Source organism: bacterium, assembly GCA_030646995.1.
GTDB lineage: Bacteria > Patescibacteriota > Minisyncoccia > UBA6257 > WO2-44-18 > JAUSKF01.
Window position 1 is genome coordinate 116132 of record JAUSKF010000006.1, and the last position, 15707, is coordinate 131838.

Sequence of the window (15707 nt, forward strand, 5' to 3'; positions counted from 1 at the left end):
TGTCATTCCTCCTAGCAATAGAATCTATTGCTGCGTCGTCATTTCTCGCGAATATAAAATTTTCGCTAACAACGCGACGGTGATTATCTCCTTTTTAGGATGCAAACCAAGAATCATATTTCGACGAGTCATTTCGGCTCGGTCGGAAATCTACCAAAAGAGTCAAAAATTTTGTAGTTGTCCCAATTTATTCTTGTTTCGAGCAATGAGATAAAACTTATTGTTTGAAACTTATTAATGAGGATTTGATCCTGGTCCAGGATGAACGCTGGCGGCGTGGATAAGGCATGCAAGTCGAACGGAATATTTTTTGAAGAAGTTGAGATTATATCAATGCAACGGATGAAAATATTTAGTGGCGAACGGGTTAGTAACACCTTAGTACATACCTCAAAGTCGGGGATAGCCATTCGAAAGAGTGAGTAATACCCGATGGTCTCGCAAGAGTAAAGTCGCAAGACGCTTTGAGATTGGCTTAGGTCTGATCAGCTAGTTGGTGAGGTAATGGCTCACCAAGGCTATGACCAGTAGGGGGATTGAGAGATTGTTCCCCAACGAGGAAACTGAGACACGGTTCCTACTCCTACGGGAGGCAGCAGTCGAGAATATTCGACAATGGACGAAAGTCTGATCGAGCGACGCCGCGTGGAGGATGAAGGTCTTCGGATTGTAAACTCCTTTTCTACAGCAAAAAGTTATTGATTACTGTAGGAATAAGACGCTGCAAACTTCGTGCCAGCAGCCGCGGTAATACGAAGGCGTCAAGCGTTATCCGGATTTATTGGGTGTAAAGAGTGCGTAGGGGGTTTTGTGCGTCTGTTGTTAAATGTCACCGCTCAACGGTGTCGCTGCAATGGAAACGGCAGAACTAGAGGGGGCTAGAGGCTAATAGAACACATGGTGTAGGGGTGAAATCCGTTGATATCATGTGGAATACCAAAGGCGAAGGCATTTAGCTGGGGCCTTCCTGACCCTTAAGCACGAAAGCGTGGGGAGCAAAAAGGATTAGATACCCTTGTAGTCCACGCCCTAAACGATGCAGATTAGCTATTTCGAGTATCGACCCTCGGAGTGGCGTAGCTAACGCGTTAAATCTGCCACCTGGGAAGTACGGCCGCAAGGCTAAAACTCAAAGGAATAGACGGGGACTCGCACAAGCGGTGGAACATGAGGTTCAATTCGACGGTAAACGAAAAACCTTACCAGGGTTTGAAATGCACTTGAAGACCAGCAGAAACGTTGGTCGTCTCTCAAGGACAAGTGCACAGGTGCTGCATGGTTGTCGTCAGCTCGTGCTTTGAAGTGTTCCCTTAAGTGGGTTAACGAGCGCAACCCCTATCCTGTGTTTTATATGTCACAGGAGACCGCCGTGTTTAACACGGAGGAAGGCAGGGATGACGTCAAATCCGCATGGCCCTCTGATACCCTGGGCTACACTCGTGTTACAATGGCCGGTACAATGGGCTGCCAAACCGCAAGGTGGAGCAAATCCCATCAAAACCGGCCCCAGTTCAGATTGGAGGCTGCAACTCGCCTCCATGAAGCCGGAATCGCTAGTAATCGTGGGTCAGCTATACCACGGTGAATACGTTCTCGAGTCCTGTACTCACAAGAATCGCGCACAGCAGGTTATGAAGCTAAGTCGTTCAAATCGACTCCTCCGAACGAGATCGGAGCGTAGCTGAAGGATAGTCGCCAATCGCGAGAGAGGCGGCAGAAGGATCCGAAAGCAAAGAGCAGTCCCGTTAAATCCGCCAGTTGGCGGACAGCCGCCGAGCCATGGTTGGGTGGTGAGCATGGCGAAGGCAAGTGCAAGCTGTAATGGGAATGTTCGGAAAAGTCTTATAACTTACCTGTGGAGATCTGATATTGTCCTTGACGCAGCGTCAGGGTATAATGAAATTAACGCAATATCAGAAGTCAGCTGGGTCGTAGTATTCCGACGTATAACGTCGGAGGAAGGACCCACTCAATGAAATGCTTACGAAAGATTACATAGTTGGTTTAGTAGATGGCGAAGGGAGCTTTACGGCTTACATTCGCGATCAAAGCAAGCCAACTAAGGTCAAAAGGAGAGTTAAGGTAGAGCCAAGGTTTTATCTGAAGCTAATCGAGAAAGATAAACCAGTACTAGATGAGTTAAAGAAATTCTTTAATTGTGGGAATGTCTATTTTCAAAAAGACAATCGCGCAAATCATCAGCATTGCTATCGCTTCGAAGTAGCCAACAGGAAAGACCTTACTGAAATAATTATTCCGTTTTTCAAGGAAAATCAATTGAAGTTCCCTTCCAAAAGAAAGGATTTCAAGATTTTCTGCGATTTAATGAGGAGGATTAATAAAGGCGAACACTTAACTTCGGAAGGCTTGAGTAATCTTTATAGGATTAAGCAGCAAATGCATTGAGCTCGCGTAGTGCGGGAAATCCGCTCGCTACGTGGGAACATCAATTCTTTATTTCAAAGAAAATAATCGCCCGTCAAGTCAAGGAAGCCGGTAATACCCAAACCCCGACGTTCGTCGGAGCAAGGTAGGATCGGTAACAGGGGCTAAGTCGTAACAAGGCACGCGTAGCGGAAGCTGTGCGTGGATCAATTAAACTAAAATTCTCAAAACCTTCTTTAATAGAAGTGAGAATAAGTTGTCGATTTTTAAGCAATTAATTACAGGTTTTTATCGAGGAGCCTTTAAGTCTCGATCACTTTGGGATAACTACAAAATTTTGGACGTTCTTGGTTAACAAAACCCCGCCACGTCGGCGGGGTTTTGTTGTCTAGGGCGGCCAAACCCCTTTCTCTTCCTCAACCCGCTTCGTTTGCTCCTGCGGCAAACTCCACTTAACGCTCGCGCTAATCGGGTTTTTGTTAAAGATATATTATACAAAAACCTCCTAGCCGATTAGGCTCGCTCGGGTTTCGGGGAAGAGAAAGAAGTTTGACCTGCGCACGACTTATTTGACGAATTGGAGATATTTTGTTATTATCTTTCCAGCAACTTTTCACAAGGAGGTAGTCGTGGAACAGACGAAAGTCGGGTCGGTTTCGCCGGAACTGCTGGATGGGGAATACCTGAACGACGCCGGGACAGACATGCTGTTGGCCTTGCTGACGAAGCTGCGGCCCGGGAGATGGGGGAGGGCCTTCATTCCCCTGCGAAGCTTGATGGTGACGGTGGCTTGTGAGCTCGTGATTGTGGAAAGACGTCAGGTTCTACTCACTTATCGCGAAGACAAGCACTTCAAGGGCTGGCACACCCCCGGGACCTACATTGAACCCGGCGAGGATTTGCAGACGACTGCTCAGCGCTGCGCGACTCGCGAACTTGGAGAAAAAGTTCGGGTGCGATTCAAGGGCATCATTGGAGCCGTGAACCATCCGAAGAGCGCGCGCTTCCACGATCTTAGCGTGTTGGCTCTGTGTGAGATTGTTGAGGGAAGTCCGACGACGGGCGCGTGGTTTAGCGAATGCCCCAAAGACCTCATTCCGGATCACCTTGAGTATTGGCCGATGATTGAAAAAGTTCTCTAGAAATTCCATCCCCGCACTATGCTATAGCATAGTGCGGGGATTTTTGTTTGTTCCCGTATTTAACAGAGCGAATCGGCATTTCTTTGTAAGGAACCACAAGGGGAGGCTAGCCCAAAATAATGAGTGCAGGGCAGATTTTTGGTTAAAAAATTGAATGGCCGGAAAATCCCGAAGGGAGGAACGGGAGCCGTTCAATTTATCCCAAAAATCAACCGGAGTGAATATATTTTTTCTAGCCGTACCGGGTTCCTGAAAGAAATGCCGATGAGCCTTGTGGATAATCGGGAGTGGCTTTTTAATCGGCGAAATAAGATAATGAGCTATATGATAAAAACATCTAAAAAAGGTTTCACGCTTATCGAATTACTAATCGTTATTGGTATTTTGGCAATTTTAGCAACGGCCGTTATTTTAATATTGAATCCTGTTGAATTATTTAAACAAGCCCGTGATTCCCAGCGTATTTCTGATATGGCTACAATGAAAAGCGCTTTGGCCTTCTACCTTTCCACTGTTTCCGGAGCCAATTTAGGAGCTGCCGGCACTTGTTATGCTTACGCGCCTGCTGGTGGAGTTGCTTTGCCTGCTGATTGCGGCCTGCGCCACACCGCTTCCGCTGAAGTCTATGATGCAGATTTGTCGGTAGATGGTACTGGCTGGATGCCGATAGACCTTGGTCAGATTCCCGGAGGAGCGCCACTTTCCGCTTTGCCTCGCGACCCTCAAGCTTCAGCTGGTAAATTCTATTCTTATGTCGGCAACACTGCCGGTGGAACTTTTGAAATGAACGCAGACATGGAAAGCGGACGTTATTCTTGTGGAGGAAAAGATGACGTGGAAAGCACTGATGGAGGAGATAAGCCGATTGCCGGTGGCGCTTGCGATGCATCATCAGTTTACGAGGTAGGCAATGATCCTGGACTCAATCTTTAATTTAGTAATCGTTTCACTACTCCTTGGGGCGCAATGGTTAATGCGCCCTTTGGCGTTTTTCAGAATAACGAGGATTATTTTTTGGGTTTTACTTTTCGGAGCTTTATTTTTGTCTTTCTATTTAACCCATGAGCAATATAAGATTTGGCTCGCGCATCCGCTTTCTCAATTTTTACTTCCACCCCATCAGAGCGCTAATTATTTTATCTCCTATGCATCGGTGAATTTCTTTTTGCCCATCGTCGCGAACTTATTATTGGCTACTATGGCGATGCTGGCATTGTTTCTAATTAACAAAAATTCCAAAGGCAGATTTTTTGAATCAGTAGAGTCGTATTTGGCAGGAGTTGCCGTTTTGTTATCCGGAGCGGCCTGGCCGATTTTGCTCCTTGCGCTAGTCGGCATCGCTTTTTTGGGGTCAGTCATTAATCTTTTGCGTAAGCGTGGTGCGTTTTCCCTAGAATATTTTTGGCTCCCCGCTGCCGCATCGGCTATACTTATACTAAAGATAATAAGTTTATAAAGTTATAATGTTTATAAAGTAGAGACGCTTCCGTTTTTAACTTTAAAACCTTACAAACTTTACAACTTTTAACTATTTAGCATGGTCCAAATCCCCGACGATAAATTAAAAGAGATATTGGTAAAAGACGGCGTAGTAAGCGCCGCTGATTTTGATTCGGTAGCCAAAGATTCTAAGAGAATGGGGCAATCGGTGGCGCAGATTTTGGTTTCGAGAAATTTCATTAAGCCAGGATACTACAACGGATTGTTGGCTAAATATTTTGGCGTGGAGCCGGCGAATCTTTCTAGTCAGACAATTGATGAGGCGGCGTTGCGCTTATTAACCGAAGACCTCGCTCGCCAGAAAAAAGCAGTTATTTTTAAGCGCGACGAAGACGGGGCTTTGAATGTGGCGATGAGTGATCCGACTGACCTCGCTACGATTGAATTTCTCGCAAGCCGACTAGGCGCGCGCATCAAGCCATATTTGGCCACCGATGAAGATTTGAAAAAGGGTTTTGCTGTTTATGGCAGAAAATCGGCGGATGACTTCCGGAAGATTATTGAGGAAAATGTGCAGGCAACTTTGCGCGCCGAAATAGGTGGAAAGGTGGAGAAAGATGCGGCGCAAGAAGTGCCAGTGGTGGCTATCGTGGATAACTTGGTTTCTTATGCAATCGCCACGCGAGCTTCCGATATTCACATAGAAATCTTGGAAGACGCAGTGTTGGTGCGCTATAGGATTGACGGCATTTTGCATGAAATTAGTAAAATTCCGAAAGAAGTTCATTCATCAATTTTAGCGAGGCTGAAATTGCTGGCTGGTCTACGCCTCGACGAACATTCCAAGCCGCAAGACGGACGCTTCCGCTATCAAGCGGGTGGGGATTTGATTGATATCCGCGTTTCAGTGATACCGACTTTTTACGGAGAAAAAGTGGAGATGCGCTTGCTTTCATCCACTACCCGCGCGCTTTCTTTTGAGGAGCTTGGAATGTTGCCGGACACGATTAAAACTATTCAGGAAAATACTTCTAAGACTTACGGCATTGTGTTGGTTACCGGTCCGACCGGTTCTGGAAAAAGTACCACGATTTATTCAATGTTGAGTGTTTTAAACAAACCAGAAGTGAATATTTCTACCATTGAAGATCCGGTTGAGTACGATATGAAATATATTAACCAGACGCAGGTGAATGAGGCAGCAGGCATTACTTTTGCGAATGGTTTGCGGGCGCTCCTTCGCCAAGACCCGAATATCATAATGGTGGGTGAGGTGCGCGACGGTGAGACGGCGGAAATCGCCGTGCAGGCGGCCTTAACCGGTCACTTGGTGCTTTCAACTTTACACACCAACGATGCCGCTTCCGCTATTCCACGCTTGTTTGATTTGAAAGTAGAGCCATTTTTGGCGGCGGCGGTTTTAAATGCGATTCTTGCTCAGCGTTTGGTGCGGCAGATTTGCCCTGACTGCATTCAGTCTTATCCGGTCACTCCAGAAATTGTGAAGATTATTCAGGGCCAGTTTAAGTCATTGGGTATTGAAGGGGAGTATAAGCCGCCGAGGGCAATGTTTAAGGGAAAGGGTTGCGCTACTTGTGGGAACATTGGCTACAAGGGGCGAATCGCTATTTTTGAAGCTTTCAGCGTGGATGAATCTTTGCGTAATCAAATCGTGGATTCTAAATTCACTTTGGACCTATTAAGGAAAGAGCTCCGGAAAAAAGGATATGTGACGATGTTTGAAGATGGGTTGCGGAAAGTTGCCAAGGGTATGACCACGATTGAGGAGGTGTTGCGCGTTATTAGAGAATAGGACGGTCCGGCTCTTTTTCTCGGACACAGAATAACCGGCCTCCTGCGGGCCGGCTTTCTTCTCCCTCGGCAGTTGTTCGTTCGTGGACTATATAACGAACGAGCCAAGCCCAACCGCCTCCGGCATGTTCCTTGAAAGAGAGTCGCCTCGCTTTGCCACTTTCCCGCGGGAAAGTGGATTACTGTGGATAAGACCTCAATACCCCCCCCTCGTATTTAAGATATAATTTCTTTAAGGCTATTTATAGCTAAAAACTCCATGAGATTTTTCCGTTTTCCATCGGGGGGGGGGGCGCCTAACTGTTCTTATATTTCTCAGTCTTTTTTTGGTTTCTCCAAGTCATTTATTTGCCAGAGAAACTATTGTTGCGGTTCCGGTAATTAACCCGTCTGTCATTGCGAGCGAGGCAAAGCAATCTAACACCATCATCGCCAGGTCAGTTGAGGTTTATCCCACCGCCAATCTTTTTGATAGTTTTCTTAGCGTTTTTCAAAATATTAGGGAATCGATACAGAATTTTGCTGTATCACTAATTAACCTAGCCAATCCCAAAGTTCCGGTAAGTACCACTCCTCCACCCATACGAATTGTTGCTGTTCCCGTGTCTGCGACGCCCCCGGCTCCATCTGTCATTGCGATCCGCCAGCCGGCGGAGAAGCAATCTAACATTGATGTGGTAAAATCCGTCTCCGCCCCCACGCCGCAGATAATATATATCCAACAACCTGCTCCGACCGGTACCGTAGGAGTCTCTTCCCAGTCCCAGTTAGATTCTTTGACTGCTGACCTGCTCGCCTTCAAAAAATCTCAGCAGGCCACGACCGAAAATCTGCAATACAATATGGGTCTAATGAGCCGCATCAGCTCTCTCGGCCCAGTCGGCAGCAATCCTCTTACAATTTCCAATCCAACATTCGCCGGATCTATTACGGGCATTGAAGACGGCGATATTCCCGACGACATCACCGCTTCCAATTACCTTTTGCGCGCCGGAGGTGAGCTCAGCGGCAACCTCACTATCGCGGGTAATCTCACAGTTGCCGGCGCGCAAATTTTGGGGGGAGGTGGTGGTTCCAATCCTTTTAGCCTTGGCGGCTCCTCCGCGCAGGGGACTTTAATTTTGGGAAATGGCACCACTGCTTCTTCTACGATTTCCGGCGAATACGGCAGGTTAGGTTTTGGTTCCACTTCTCCTTATGCCCAATTCTCCATTGAGGCCGTCCAGGGCGTAGTCGGTTCTTCCACCCCCGTCTTCGTTATCGGAGACACAGGCTCTTCTTCTCTGCTCGTTGTCTCCGGAATCAATGGAGACGTCGGCATTGGCACCAATACTCCCGGAGCCAAATTGGATGTGGGAGGCTTTGCGAATATCAAGGGGAATCTGAATATCTCCGCTACCTCCACTGCCGGTTCCTTTGTCGCCACTTCCACTTTGAGTGTCGGAACTTCAACTCCCGGAACGAATACCCAGCTGACGGTCCAGGGCAACTCCTATTTTACGGACGGATTATCTGTTGGCATCGCCGCCACAACTACCTCTGGATCCATCGCCAGCATTTTGCAATCGGCTGGAACTTTCTACGGCTCCGGAGTCGGCACTTCCTCATTTGAAGGAGGTATCAATGTGAAAGCCAACGGGGGAATTACTTCGGCTTCGGGATTAATCGTATCGGCGGGAAAAGTTGGTATTGGAACGACGAATCCGTCGACGGTTTTAGATGTTCTGACGCCTGGTGGCTACCGATTGCTTTTCACGGACGACGCCAGCGCTTTCCAGATAACGGGTGTGAACTCGGGTATTACTGATAACGTTCCCTTGAGGATACAGGGTACTGATTTACGTTTTTATACAAATAGTGGTGGAGCGCAGGAACGACTTCGCATAACAACAGCTGGCAATGTTGGTCTTGCCCGAACCAGCCCAGATACTCTTCTTGATCTCGGGCGGGCGGGCGACGTGACCACTCGAGATTTAAATATTATTGGCTCTGACTTGAATATCGGCAACGGCATCCTCGCTACCTCCACTCTTTCGGGAGAATATGGAAAACTCGGTCTCGCTTCCACTACTCCCTGGGGTCAGTTCTCCATTGAAGTCTCCGGAGTTCCCGGCTCCACCACTCCCGTATTCGTTATCGGCGACTCCGGCACCTCTTCCCCAATCTTCATCGCCAACGTCAATGGAAGAATCGGTATCGCCACCAACACCGTGGATCAATATGGAGTTCTGGGTATCGGATTATCTGTGGCAACCTCCACATACATTGAAGGAGGATTGGGAGTGGGCGTTGCTACTTCTTCTGCCGGCGGTTTGTTCGTCAAAGGATCTGCAGATATTTATGGCGGACTAATTGTACGTGGCGGTAAAGTGGGCATTGGTACGACAAATCCGGGGTCAATATTAGAACTTAATTCTAATGAGCCAGTATTGCGAATGACAACCGGTGCGCCCGGAGGACAGTGGGATCTTATTGGCGGCAATGGGGTCGGTGTAGCCGTTGGTGATTTTGTTATTTTCAATGCTGGATACGGCAACACACCGTTTAGGATCATAAACGACGCAGGAAACTTGAATAATAATGCGTTTATAATAAAAGGTGGCAATATCGGTATCGCTACTACCGTTCCAGGAACAAAATTGGACGTCCACGGCTTCGCCAATGTCGCCGGTAATTTAACTGTTTCTGCTACGACTACCACCGGATCCCTGATTGCCACCTCTACTTTAAGCGTAGGCACTTCCACGCCCGACTCCTTAGTTCAGTTCGCAGTTGGTGGAAATTCATATTTATCCGGCGGTCTTTCCGTCGGTCGCTCCGCGACGACTACCAACGGCGCCTTGATGGCGGGAGCTATTGATGGCACCACTTTGAATCTCTCCGGCCGATTGGATTCAATCTTTACCGGCACCTCCACATTTGCGGGAGGGGTTTCTGTCGCCGGATTGGCTTCATCAAATGGATTGAATGTAACAGCAGGAGATTCAGTTATCGGTCCGCTAAAAGTTGGGACGGCGGCGATTACGTCGACGGTGAGATTTTTTGGCGCTGACGGATCGACAGCCGCCCCCACATACGGATTTTCGTCCCGTACCGATGCTGGTATGTATAACGTTGGTAACGGGGAAATTGGGTTGGTCGGACAAGGCTCTCTGGAGGTTCGCATTTCATCGGGGTCGGTTCAGATTGGGTCGGGAACCTTTTTGAATTTCGGGGGCACCACCGGATGGAAATATATCGCCGCTGCAAATATTCGGCAGGGAAACTCCTCCTCCGCCACCCCCATCGACCAGATATTCACCCTCGGCGAAGCGAGCAGGCCGGGGACGGATACTAACATTAGTGGTGCGACTGGAACGATTCAGAGCGGTCTAGGCACTGGGATTGGAACTGAATCATCGCTTATTTTTCAGACTCCAACATTGGCCGCTTCGGGTAGCGGAGTACAAACGTATGCAACGAGATTGACTGTCGGTTCGGCAACTTCAACCTTCACGGGAGCCTTAACTGTGGGTGGTAGCGTCGGCATCGGCACCACGACCCCACGGGCAATGTTAGGTATCGCGGCGGGTAGCTCCACTCCCGGCCTTATGATTCAGACCGAGGGCAATACCGGGCAGGGAGCAATAGCAATCGTTGTCGATGCAAATGCTAACTGTAAAGACGGAGAATCAAACGGGGCCTGCGCTCTGAACGACTTGGCTGAGTTGTATCCAGTGTCCGAACCTCTGGAGAAGGGAGATATCGTGATGTTTGATGGTGGAGCGCCCGTTCATATAAAGAAAGCGACTAGTCGGAATAGTTTAGCTGGCGCAATCTCTACTTCTCCGGCCATCGTCTTTGAAGGCTCGATGATCAAAACAATGGGTGGAGTTTACGAGTGGAAAGGGAATACCGCTCCCCTCGCTCTTTCCGGTCGTGTGCCGGTGAAGGTTTCTCTAGAAAATGGCCCAATTCATATTGGCGATCCGATAACCGTGTCTTCTACTACTCCGGGCGTTGGCGTTAAAACCATCACCTCCGGCAAGATTATCGGTTATGCCCTTGATGATTTGCTAACCGCCACTACTGCTCCAAATTCTTTTGATAAAATCCTCGTTTTCGCCAATCTCTCGCATTGGCAAAATCCGGATGAAATCTTAGAACCGTCTTCAACGTTTATTCAGAAAATTATTGAGGCAATAACTGACTGGCTAAAGACTGCCGTTGTTACCATTAAAGAATTAGTCGTTGATAAGCTGACGAGCAAAGAAGTTAATACCGATAAACTTTGTGTCGGCGCCACCTGCATTACCGAGAATCAACTGCAGGCATTGCTAAACCAAAATTTACCCGTCGCGGCGGGTGTGAACGGCGGAAATAGTCCTCCTCCCGCGCCATCGCCAACTCCCGCTCCTGAATCGGCCCCCGACACCGATGCGCCGGTGATTACTTTGAACGGATTGAATCCGACCGAGATTGAAATAGGAGCGGTATATTCGGATATGGGCGCCAATGTTACCGACAACGTAAACAGCAATCTTGGTTATAAGGTCAGCTTGGATGGTGGCCCGGAAACCTACCCCCAAGAGATGGAATTGGATACTTCCATGGCTGGCGAACATATCCTAATTTTTATTGCGATTGACCAAGCGGGGAATCGCGGAACCGCCTCAAGAGTAGTGAGGGTTGTGAATCCGAACGCTCCTAGCCCAGAACCGGAACCTAGCCCTTTTCCGGAACCCAGCCCCACCCCCGAACCTTCTCCAGCTCCCGAGCCATCCCCAACTCCTAGTCCCGCTCCCGAACCCATTCCTGCGCCCGAACCCGAACTTTAGTTTATATTTACCCCACTTTCACGCGTGAAAGTGGGTGGGGTTTATTTTAATCCCTATCCCCCATTACCCCGATTCCTTTTTGCAGGAAAGGTTTAAACACGATTGCTAGCGCAGCCACCGCGTCTAAAAGATTAATATTTTTCTTCTCCGCATTGATCGCCAAGGAGGAATACCTTCTTTTCCCCTGCCCAAATCTGGCGCTCTGATAATGCCCAGTTTTACGAAAAGCGACTTTCTTGATCGCGCTAACGGTGGATGACGATATCCATAAAATCTCCCCGATCTCTTTATAAGACTTGCCCTGACTGACCAAAACCAATACCGCCAATCTTCGCAATAGCATTTTTTTCTCTTGCGAGCACAATAAACTTTCGAGAAGGTTTTTTGCATTTTGTTTTGATCCCATTTTCAGGATACTATCTAGCAACTCCTCCCACAAAACTTCTTGCCACTCCTCCGCTGCCTTGCCCCTTAGATGTTCTGGTTTATTCATTTTTTTTATTAACTGTAATTATACACCCCTACTTTCACGCGTGAAAGTAGGGGTGATGAGGACGAAAGGCCTGCCTACCGGTTTACCCGCCTATGGAGGGCAGGCAGGGATTTTATTAATTCAATTAGGCTGATTTGTTACGCGTACCAGACTTATAGAAATTAAGTGGAATGGTATAATTAAAGGATGAAGTTTTCCTATAAAGCCGCTGATGCGGCCGGAAAGGTAGTAGAAGGCTCTATAGACGCCGAGAATACCGGGGATGTGTTGGCGTCTTTAGCTGCTAAGGGATTACGGCCTATTTCTGTTAGCGCTGAAAAAACCGTTGAGCGGAAATCTCAAAGTATTTTTGGCCAGTCAATTAATGTTACCGATAAAATTTTCTTAACCAGATATTTGGCATTGATGTTGCGGGTAGGGACTGATCTTTTTAAAGCTATCAATATTTTGATTGCTAATTTTGATAAAGCGATTGTAAAGTCCCTTCTTTTGGAAATTCGCACTAACTTGGAAAAAGGCCAGCCGTTCTATCAGACCTTCGCTGCTTACCCGAAATATTTTTCTCCGGTATTCGTAAATTTAGTAAAAGCCGGTGAAGCTTCGGGAAATTTGCAAACAGTTTTTGAAGATTTAAGCGTAAATTTAGAAAAAGAGCACGAGTTGCAGAGTAAAATCCGCTCCGCTCTTATCTATCCGGTTATTTTGTTTGTTCTGTCATTATTCGTGTTGTTGTTCCTCGTGAGTTTCGCTTTGCCTCGTATCGCTTCAGTATTTCAAGGAGGAGGGTTCGATCCGCCGTTGTTTTCTAAAATAGTATTCACTGTCGGATTGGCGATTGGCAACAACATTGCGATTATTTTAGCTGTGCTGGCAGTAGTAATATTTGGCGGCTGGATATTTATCGCCAAGACGTTGGCCGGAAGGCGATTTGTGTCGGCTTTGCTGAACGTGTTGCCGGTGGTTAAGACGGTGGTTTATAAAATTGCTCTGCAGAGGTTCGCGGCCACCTTGAGTTCTCTGATGGGAGCTGGATTGCCTATCTTGGAATCTTTGAACATTACCGCCGATGCGGTGGTGCATCCGGGGATTCAAGATGCCTTGCGTCGAGTCGCTAAAGATGGAGTAACAAAAGGTTTGAGTTTGGGAGAGGCTTTCAGCCGAGAACCGATCTTCCCGCCGGTGGTAGTGAATTTGGTGGCGATCTCGGAAAAAGCCGGGCATCTCGACCAGGTCTTGAAAACTTTAGCGGATTTTTATGATTCCGAGATTAGCGCGGCGGTGAAGAATCTAGTGGCCTTCATCGAGCCGTTATTGTTGGTCTTAATTGGTGGCGTTATCGGTTTAATCGCGCTTTCGATTCTCGTTCCGATTTATCAGCTCGTTACGCAATTCTAATGAAAAAAAATCCCGGATTTACACTAATCGAGATCTTAGTGGTTCTCGGCATCAGCATCATTTTGGCGATGGGCGGGTTGTTCAGCTTATCCAATTTGAGAAAGCATCAATCTTTGCGTTTGGCCTCCGAGGGGATGGTGGCTTTCTTGCGGGATGCCCAGCAGCGTTCCGTTAGTCAAGACGGCGGCTTGGGTTGGGGAGTCCATTTTGATAATTCCGCTAGCGAGCGAGATTCTTATTGGAGATTTAGCGGGGTGGATCCGTTAATAGCTTCCGAAAAAGTGGCGATAGCTCCCGGTGTAGAGCTGGAGACGTCGAGTGATAATGTTTTCTTTTCTAAGGTTAGTGGATTGCCCGACTCGGCTACGGTTGTTAAAGTTAAGTTATCTAATGACCCTGCGACATTCCGCACAATTACCATAAATGCTCAAGGCACAATTGAACAAAAATAAGACTGAATCAGGTCAATCTCTAATTGAGATCCTTATCGGGATTGCCATCGGCGCTATTTTGATAGGCGGAGCGGCGGCTACCATCACTTTGACTTTGCGTTCTAACGTACAGAACAAAAATATTCAAACAGCCTCTTCTTTGAGTCAGGCAATACTTGATAAGGTTACTGTTTACGCTGATGCCGATTGGCACAACATTGATGGGGTGGTTAATTGCGGAACCACTGGCGTGGGTATTTTGCCGTCGCCCGCGTCTTATCATCTGGCTTCCGAAGATTACCTTCCAGGCTTGGAATGTAAGGCCGGCGCGAAGTCCGAGCCCGTGGATGCCGAGGGGATCACTTTCTCAACTTCTTTTAAGATTGAGCCGGCGCATCGCAATCAAGCCACCGATGCCATTGAGCCAGCCTCCTCTTCGACCTATGAAGATCCTTCTACTAAAAAAATTGTTTCCATTACGACTTGGTTAGAAAATGGTCAGGAAGCCGACGTGACTGTGAATAAATATATTACCCGCAGCCGGAATTTGATTTTTAAGCAGACAGACTGGCAAGGAGGGAAGCCACCGCAAGAAACCTTTCCGGACGGCGGCATTACTGTGAATACTAAATTCTCGGCTTCGGCAGGGGTAAAATTTTCTGAAGCTGGAGTTTTGAAAAAATCAGGATTTTGATGGAGTAATCACGAATAATGCTAATCACTACAAATAATATTGCGAATAAGAATCTACTCAAAACGACCGGTTTTATTTTGTCGTTCGTCGTTGGTTGTTTGTCGTTGGTCGGCATTGCGTTCGCCGCCGACGTTCCGGGAGTGGTTAATAATATCGCAACCGCTGATATTGATAGGCATGCTTGGAATGACGTTGTCGGCTGGATAGATTTTGGTTCGGACGCCACCGCCGGTACTGGTGAAGTTGAGGTTACCGACACCCAGCTGAAGGGTTACGCCAATATTTTGCAGGCCGGATTTTTGGCGCTTGATTGCGCCACTTCTCCCAATGGCGATATTTGCGCAACCAGCGGGTTTAAAGTTTTAAATGACGGAAGCGGAAATTTATCCGGTTGGGGTTGGAATGACAATATTGGCTGGGTTAGTTTTTCCGGCACGGCTACCGATGGCTCCCCGTACGGAGTGACGATCAGCGGTTCCTCCGGAGATTTTAGCGGTTGGGCTTGGAACGACGTGGTCGGCTGGATAAGTTTTAATTGTGTGAATTTAGGGCCGGGTTCCTGTAATACCGCGCCGCCTCCGGATGCTAAATACAAAGTGAACACTTCTTGGAGTTCCGGTCCGGATATTGATCCTCCTACTGGTGGTCCGACGGGAATTACTCCCGGAGGCGGCGGGGGAGGCGGTGGTAGCGGCGGCAGTACCTTCGATGAGAATACCTGGTTAATCTCTAGCGTTTTTGACACTCAAGTCCAGGGCGGGGCGGCCTTAAATACGGTGATGTGGCTTGGCGAAAAACCGGGCGACACGGCGGTTGGAATTCAGATTGCCTCGTCTAATTGTCCCAATGGCGCTACTAATTATCCGGCCTGTACGACCGGCGATTGGACTTATGTTGGTCCAGCCGCCCCGGGCATTCCCAAAGGCAATGATAAAAGTGCCTATGAAGCCGTCGATGGAAAGCAATTCCGTTTGAATCCCGCCGATCACAACAATAAGCGCTACTTCCGCTACAAGGTTTATCTTTTTTGGAGAGCTGGCGACACTCCGGAAGTTCAGGATGTGATAATTAACTATTCGCCTTAAAGCGAATAGCAAT

At 47.8% G+C, this 15707-nt stretch carries 11 protein-coding genes and 1 rRNA gene; 11 read left to right on the top strand and 1 reads right to left on the bottom strand.

Annotated features, from left to right (window positions below):
- Positions 1 to 233: 233 nt before the first annotated feature.
- The 7 genes from Q7S83_03945 to Q7S83_03975 all read left to right on the top strand — a co-directional run bounded on the left by Q7S83_03945 (position 234) and on the right by Q7S83_03975 (position 11596).
- A 16S ribosomal RNA gene (locus Q7S83_03945) occupies positions 234 to 1662 on the top strand.
- Positions 1663 to 1977: 315 nt separating this feature from the next.
- Positions 1978 to 2406, top strand: a complete 429-nt coding sequence (locus tag Q7S83_03950) for an LAGLIDADG family homing endonuclease (protein ID MDO8467262.1) — start codon at positions 1978 to 1980, stop codon at positions 2404 to 2406.
- 608 nt (positions 2407 to 3014) lie between these two features.
- The gene (locus Q7S83_03955; GenBank protein MDO8467263.1) at positions 3015 to 3527 is read left to right on the top strand and encodes an NUDIX hydrolase; all 513 of its coding nucleotides are present in this window, start codon (positions 3015 to 3017) and stop codon (positions 3525 to 3527) included.
- A 138-nt stretch (positions 3528 to 3665) separates the two neighbouring features.
- Positions 3666 to 4460, top strand: a complete 795-nt coding sequence (locus Q7S83_03960; protein MDO8467264.1) for a type II secretion system protein — start codon at positions 3666 to 3668, stop codon at positions 4458 to 4460.
- On the top strand, positions 4438 to 4983 hold the full coding sequence (locus Q7S83_03965) for a hypothetical protein (GenBank protein ID MDO8467265.1): 546 nt from the start codon (positions 4438 to 4440) through the stop codon (positions 4981 to 4983). Before Q7S83_03960 ends, Q7S83_03965 begins: the two co-directional genes overlap by 23 nt.
- 81 nt (positions 4984 to 5064) lie before the next feature.
- Positions 5065 to 6780: a GspE/PulE family protein gene (locus Q7S83_03970; protein ID MDO8467266.1), complete on the top strand. Its 1716-nt coding sequence runs from the start codon at positions 5065 to 5067 to the stop codon at positions 6778 to 6780.
- A 325-nt stretch (positions 6781 to 7105) separates the two neighbouring features.
- Complete coding sequence (locus tag Q7S83_03975; protein MDO8467267.1) at positions 7106 to 11596, top strand: hypothetical protein; 4491 nt, start codon at positions 7106 to 7108, stop codon at positions 11594 to 11596.
- Between the two features lie 46 nt (positions 11597 to 11642).
- Here the strand turns inward: Q7S83_03975 and Q7S83_03980 are convergent, their stop codons facing one another.
- On the bottom strand, positions 11643 to 12089 hold the full coding sequence (locus Q7S83_03980; protein MDO8467268.1) for a Trp family transcriptional regulator: 447 nt from the start codon (positions 12087 to 12089) through the stop codon (positions 11643 to 11645).
- Positions 12090 to 12275: 186 nt separating this feature from the next.
- Between Q7S83_03980 and Q7S83_03985 the strand changes: the two genes are divergently transcribed.
- From Q7S83_03985 to Q7S83_04000, 4 genes are read left to right on the top strand one after another with little or no spacing between them, the layout of a single operon-like run.
- Positions 12276 to 13484, top strand: a complete 1209-nt coding sequence (locus Q7S83_03985) for a type II secretion system F family protein (protein MDO8467269.1) — start codon at positions 12276 to 12278, stop codon at positions 13482 to 13484.
- Positions 13484 to 13936 carry a type II secretion system protein gene (locus Q7S83_03990; GenBank protein ID MDO8467270.1) on the top strand — a complete coding sequence of 151 codons (453 nt, stop codon included), beginning with the start codon at positions 13484 to 13486 and terminating at the stop codon, positions 13934 to 13936. Before Q7S83_03985 ends, Q7S83_03990 begins: the two co-directional genes overlap by 1 nt.
- On the top strand, positions 13908 to 14609 hold the full coding sequence (locus Q7S83_03995; GenBank protein MDO8467271.1) for a prepilin-type N-terminal cleavage/methylation domain-containing protein: 702 nt from the start codon (positions 13908 to 13910) through the stop codon (positions 14607 to 14609). The genes Q7S83_03990 and Q7S83_03995 overlap by 29 nt, the downstream gene beginning before the upstream one ends.
- A 17-nt stretch (positions 14610 to 14626) precedes the next feature.
- On the top strand, positions 14627 to 15694 hold the full coding sequence (locus tag Q7S83_04000; GenBank protein MDO8467272.1) for a hypothetical protein: 1068 nt from the start codon (positions 14627 to 14629) through the stop codon (positions 15692 to 15694).
- Positions 15695 to 15707 lie beyond the last annotated feature (13 nt).